This is a genomic window from Wolbachia endosymbiont of Nomada ferruginata, assembly GCF_001675785.1.
Classification (GTDB): domain Bacteria; phylum Pseudomonadota; class Alphaproteobacteria; order Rickettsiales; family Anaplasmataceae; genus Wolbachia; species Wolbachia pipientis.
This window is the reverse complement of the sequence record NZ_LYUY01000107.1, coordinates 1-4,154: the sequence shown is the minus strand read 5'-3', so window position 1 is coordinate 4,154 and position 4,154 is coordinate 1. Positions and strand designations below refer to the sequence as shown.

Below are 4,154 nucleotides of genomic sequence, written 5' to 3'. Positions count from 1 at the left end.
TTACAGAACAATTTGATGCATCATTCTTTTTGTAAAAAACATTCCAAACTTTCTCTCCACTTTTTCTGGGTAAGGTCAGTTGGATTTTCACCAATTGTATTCTAAACGCTTACTTGGCGCACCCATAACAAAAATGCCTGAAAAACGTTAATAATTATATACTATTATTAATAATTATTCAATCATATTTTAAGCTTACAATTTTGAGCTTAACTGACGCTTATGGATAGGGGCAACTCTACCACCCTGTGTTATGTTTATTTTCTAACGGACGCTGATTTTTGTATCGTAATTTCTTGCTATAAATTGGTTATATAAGAGCTGGCTTCTAAAATTTTATAACCCTAATTTGAATTAATAGACAGCAGAATCGAAAGATTATTACAAGGAAAAACCTACACAGATCGACCTTTTTGTGGATCTGCGTTTCTGCTTTCTTCAACTTGTTTTGCAAAAGATGTTTCCTGTTTCTGAAGTGGTTTAGCAATTTCGCGCACAACGGCAGTAACTGCTGTTAAAAATGTTTTTAACAATGCACCTAAAGCTCCACCAACTGCTTCCCTGCCATATATATGAGCTTGCTTTTCGTTACCGTCAGCAGTTTCCCCTGCCCTCCTTCTTGGATCCATCCTATGAGCAATCACTGAAAACAACACTCCCCTGATTGAAGACTTCACTTTTTCCTTTGCTTCGTGGACATCCCCATCTTTTGCTGTTTCATGTCCATGACTTAAGTGTTTAGCGTTCATTAGCTCCTTCTGTTGCTGGGCAAACATGCTACTTAACACTTCTTCTATCGCTTGCTTCCTTCTTTTCTCTCTAACTCTTTTCATAGATTCTGATTTATCGCGAGTGTGTTTGGTAGTTTCAAGTTCTGCATCAATATCTTCGGACGCAGCCTGACTATATAAAGTCTCTATGAGCCTATCTATACTTCGCTTTATTTGCATAGTCCTTTCGTAACTATCTAAATTGTCAATTCCTTCGTCGATCTGATTTAGAATATCCTCAAAAGCTTTTAAATATTCTTGAATATACTGTATTATGTATTGCTTATCTTCCTCTTTGTGTTGTTCTTCTTGATTTTGCTGATTTTCATTTTCTAAACTTTTCTCTCTTTTATCATCGTTATTTTCTTCAATATTATCACCGTCTTCGTCGTTCATGATTTTTTTTAATTTAATTAAAATTCTCACCAGTTACTATTGTATACGAAAAAATTAAATTAACATTAATGAAAAGCGTTTACAACTTCAGCACTGGCTAAAACGACAGTAAAACTGTCAAAAGTAACAGGATCATAATACCTCTCATACAATTCAACTGAACACCTAAGCCTTATCTTTTCCTTAGCATTAAAACTAATTTCATAATCATTATTAGAGTTTAGCATAGCAGAATTACATAATAATTCATCAGCTAACACAGAGTCTAAAATTCCATTAATTTTTATCGTAATATGTCTGCTTCCAGCAGAATCCAATACTTTTCTCCAGCCAAAAGAAGAAATATCTTTCACCTCTTCTCTATTATTACGCAAAGTAAACCTTAGGTTTCGTATATTATTTAACACAATAAAATTATTGTCATGATCTTTAATTTTTAGCTGTAATTTGCTCATTATCACCTCCTTTTATTAAAATATCAAAATTAATTGTTGAATGTAAAATTTCATCGTGCTGATCCATAGCACAATTACTTTCTAAAATGGCCTCATTATTAAAACCTTCAATGCTCTTAAGTATCAAGTTAATATGCCTTATAATGGCAAACATACTGTCTATATGATAAGTATATATGTCGCATGAAAATCTTGCCTTTGTAGCAAAATTGGACAGCATATGCAGGTTATTATAATTCACTACACGCAATCTCAGAACCTGTCTTGAAAGGGAATAAAGAAAAGAGTATGATGAGGTAAGCAAAAAATAGGAGGGTAAATTGTATCCAAGTGATATAAGTGACAAGGAATGGGAAATTTTAGAGCCCTATGTTGCACAAGGAGCGATAGGACGACCAAGAAAACATAACATCAGAACAATTATTAATGCAATAAGGTATATAATGAGGGGTGGTTGCCAGTGGAGAATGCTACCAAAGGATTTTCCCCCATGGAAAACGGTGTATGACTATTTTATCAGGTGGCGTAATAATGGAAAATTGAAAAAAATACATGACATGCTAGTAAAAGAGGTAAGAAAAATGGTTGGTAAAAATGAAACACCTTCAGTAGGTATAATTGACAGTCAATCAGTGAAAACGACTCAAAAAGGGGATCAAGAGGATATGATGCCGGTAAAAAAATAAAGGGTAGAAAACGCCATATTATTGTAGATACACTAGGTCTTGTAATTACTGCAGAGGTACACAGCGCAAGCATTCAGGATCGTGATGGTGCTACCAATCTTTTTATTCAAGCTAAATGCAAAGCTCCAACATTACGTAAGTTTTTTGCTGATCAAGGATACAAAGGTAAATTACAAAATCGATGTTTGTTGGAAACTGGATGTTTGCTAACGATTACCAAGAAATTGGTTGATACAGGATTTCAGGTTATTCCTAAACGTTGGATTGTAGAACGAACCTTTGCTTGGCTTTCCAATTTTAGACGCATGAGCAAGGATTACGAGCATTCTCCTCTTACTTCAAAAAACAATATCTTATTTAATATGATTACTTCTATGCTTACTAAATTAGCTGCTTAACTCCTTTCAAGACAGGTTCTAAGATCGGTGCCAAAAATTGCTCAAACCATCCATTAAAAATATCCATATTACAGTGGCCTTCAAATGTTAATGGAGCAACTATCTTTCTTCTACTTAAGGCTGCAACCATGCTGATTCGTTGAGTTTTTTTTCCAGATTTTAGGGCATAAAATCGCTGTCCTTTCTGGCAATACCCATATGGATAGTCCTCCGTGTTATCAATCCCAGACTCATCTATATACACTAAGTTTTCTGGTTCTTTTGTTGCTATAATTTTTAAGAATTCAGCACGTTTTTCTTCGTTCCTTTCCTTGTATCCATATGTCTTTTTTTGCGCGTAAATCCAATTTTTCTGAGAGCTCGGTGGATCGTTTGGATACTAACGTTGCCCCAAAGTTTAGCCATTTCCGACAGAGTTTTTCTACCGTGTTTTTTAGCAAATTCGATAAACTTATTCCAGTCGATAATTTTCTGATTGTAACCTCCATTACCGAGTTTTTTTGACTGAAAGTCGCCTGTTTCTTTTTTTCTTTGCTGCCACTCCCACAAAGTAGTTCGTCCAATTTTAAATCTTGCTGCCACTGCTTCTCTGCTTTCCCCTTCGTCTAGTGCTTCCATTGCTTTTTTTCTTAAATCATAACTATATGCTGCCGGCATCCAACCTCCTTATCGCCATCTATCCTTATCTTATCATATCCGGACTTCTGTGGAAAGAGCTATAACGCCACAAGTAGAAGAAAATTTTTCATTACGCCTCCTATAATTTCTGTTTCATGTTTGATTATCTATCGCTTTGATTAAATTTAAGTAAATGGTGAGGGTTCTAGTAAATTTGTCATCCTATCAGTTTATAAAAATTCCCGGATCTCAGTGTTATTCACTTGGACAACATTTATACAATTGTGGAATAATGGTGCTCCTTTAAGGAGCACCATTTAGCTAATGTTTTTCTGAAATTTTAGTGCCTAGTTGCATGTATTTGTTGTTGCATTCCATACTTTACCATCAGGGCAAGCAGTTGCACCATTTTTACAAATCACACCGCCTGGTACTATTTTTGAAACAACTACAGGCGCACCAAAAAACACAGCAGTAAATGCACCGAGTGCAAAAAGCGCTGGCCACGGCATTCTGCCAAATATTGCAAGCAATGCTGCACCAATTATTACTATTGTGATCATCGGTCCACCTATGCCGTGAGTATAGCCTACTATTTTGCATATTGTATTTGACGTTGCGTCATCAGTAACACTGCTAGCAAAAGCATTATCAAATGCAAAGAAGAGAATTAACGCCACTAGTAGAAGAAAATTTTTCATTATGCCTCCAATAATTTCTATGGCTTATTCACTACTTCACCGTTTTTACAAATCACACCTTCTGGTATTATTTTTGAAACGACTACAGGAGCGCCAAAAAACACAGCAGTAAATGCACCGAGTGCAAAAG

At 35.4% G+C, this 4,154-nt stretch carries 4 protein-coding genes and 2 pseudogenes; 1 reads left to right on the top strand and 5 read right to left on the bottom strand.

Going from position 1 to position 4,154, the window contains the following annotated elements:
• Window positions 1–395: 395 nt before the first annotated feature.
• The 3 genes and pseudogenes from BA053_RS05525 to BA053_RS05515 form a co-directional block, all read right to left on the bottom strand.
• The gene (locus BA053_RS05525; RefSeq protein ID WP_065106852.1) at window positions 396–1,166 is read right to left on the bottom strand and encodes a hypothetical protein; all 771 of its coding nucleotides are present in this window, start codon (window positions 1,164–1,166) and stop codon (window positions 396–398) included.
• Between the two features lie 65 nt (window positions 1,167–1,231).
• The gene (locus BA053_RS05520; RefSeq protein ID WP_065095084.1) at window positions 1,232–1,621 is read right to left on the bottom strand and encodes a phage tail tube protein; all 390 of its coding nucleotides are present in this window, start codon (window positions 1,619–1,621) and stop codon (window positions 1,232–1,234) included.
• A pseudogene (locus tag BA053_RS05515) lies at window positions 1,596–1,880 on the bottom strand (DUF3168 domain-containing protein); the annotation flags it as partial. The pseudogene BA053_RS05515 and the gene BA053_RS05520, both read right to left, overlap by 26 nt.
• Before the next feature lie 61 nt (window positions 1,881–1,941).
• Between BA053_RS05515 and BA053_RS06895 the strand changes: the two are divergent.
• Window positions 1,942–2,705 (top strand): IS5 family transposase gene (locus tag BA053_RS06895; RefSeq protein WP_156518237.1). Its coding sequence is split into 2 segments (ribosomal slippage): window positions 1,942–2,296 and window positions 2,296–2,705, totalling 765 coding nucleotides; the frame shifts between segments, so codons are not numbered across the junction.
• A 13-nt stretch (window positions 2,706–2,718) separates the two neighbouring features.
• On the opposite strand, the pseudogene BA053_RS06890 reads toward BA053_RS06895, so the two are convergent.
• Window positions 2,719–3,362: pseudogene (locus BA053_RS06890) on the bottom strand (IS630 family transposase); the annotation flags it as partial.
• Window positions 3,363–3,670: 308 nt separating this feature from the next.
• Entirely contained in the window at window positions 3,671–4,024 is a 354-nt protein-coding gene (locus BA053_RS05495) for a TrbC/VirB2 family protein (protein ID WP_010081965.1), read from the bottom strand.
• Window positions 4,025–4,154: the final 130 nt, after the last annotated feature.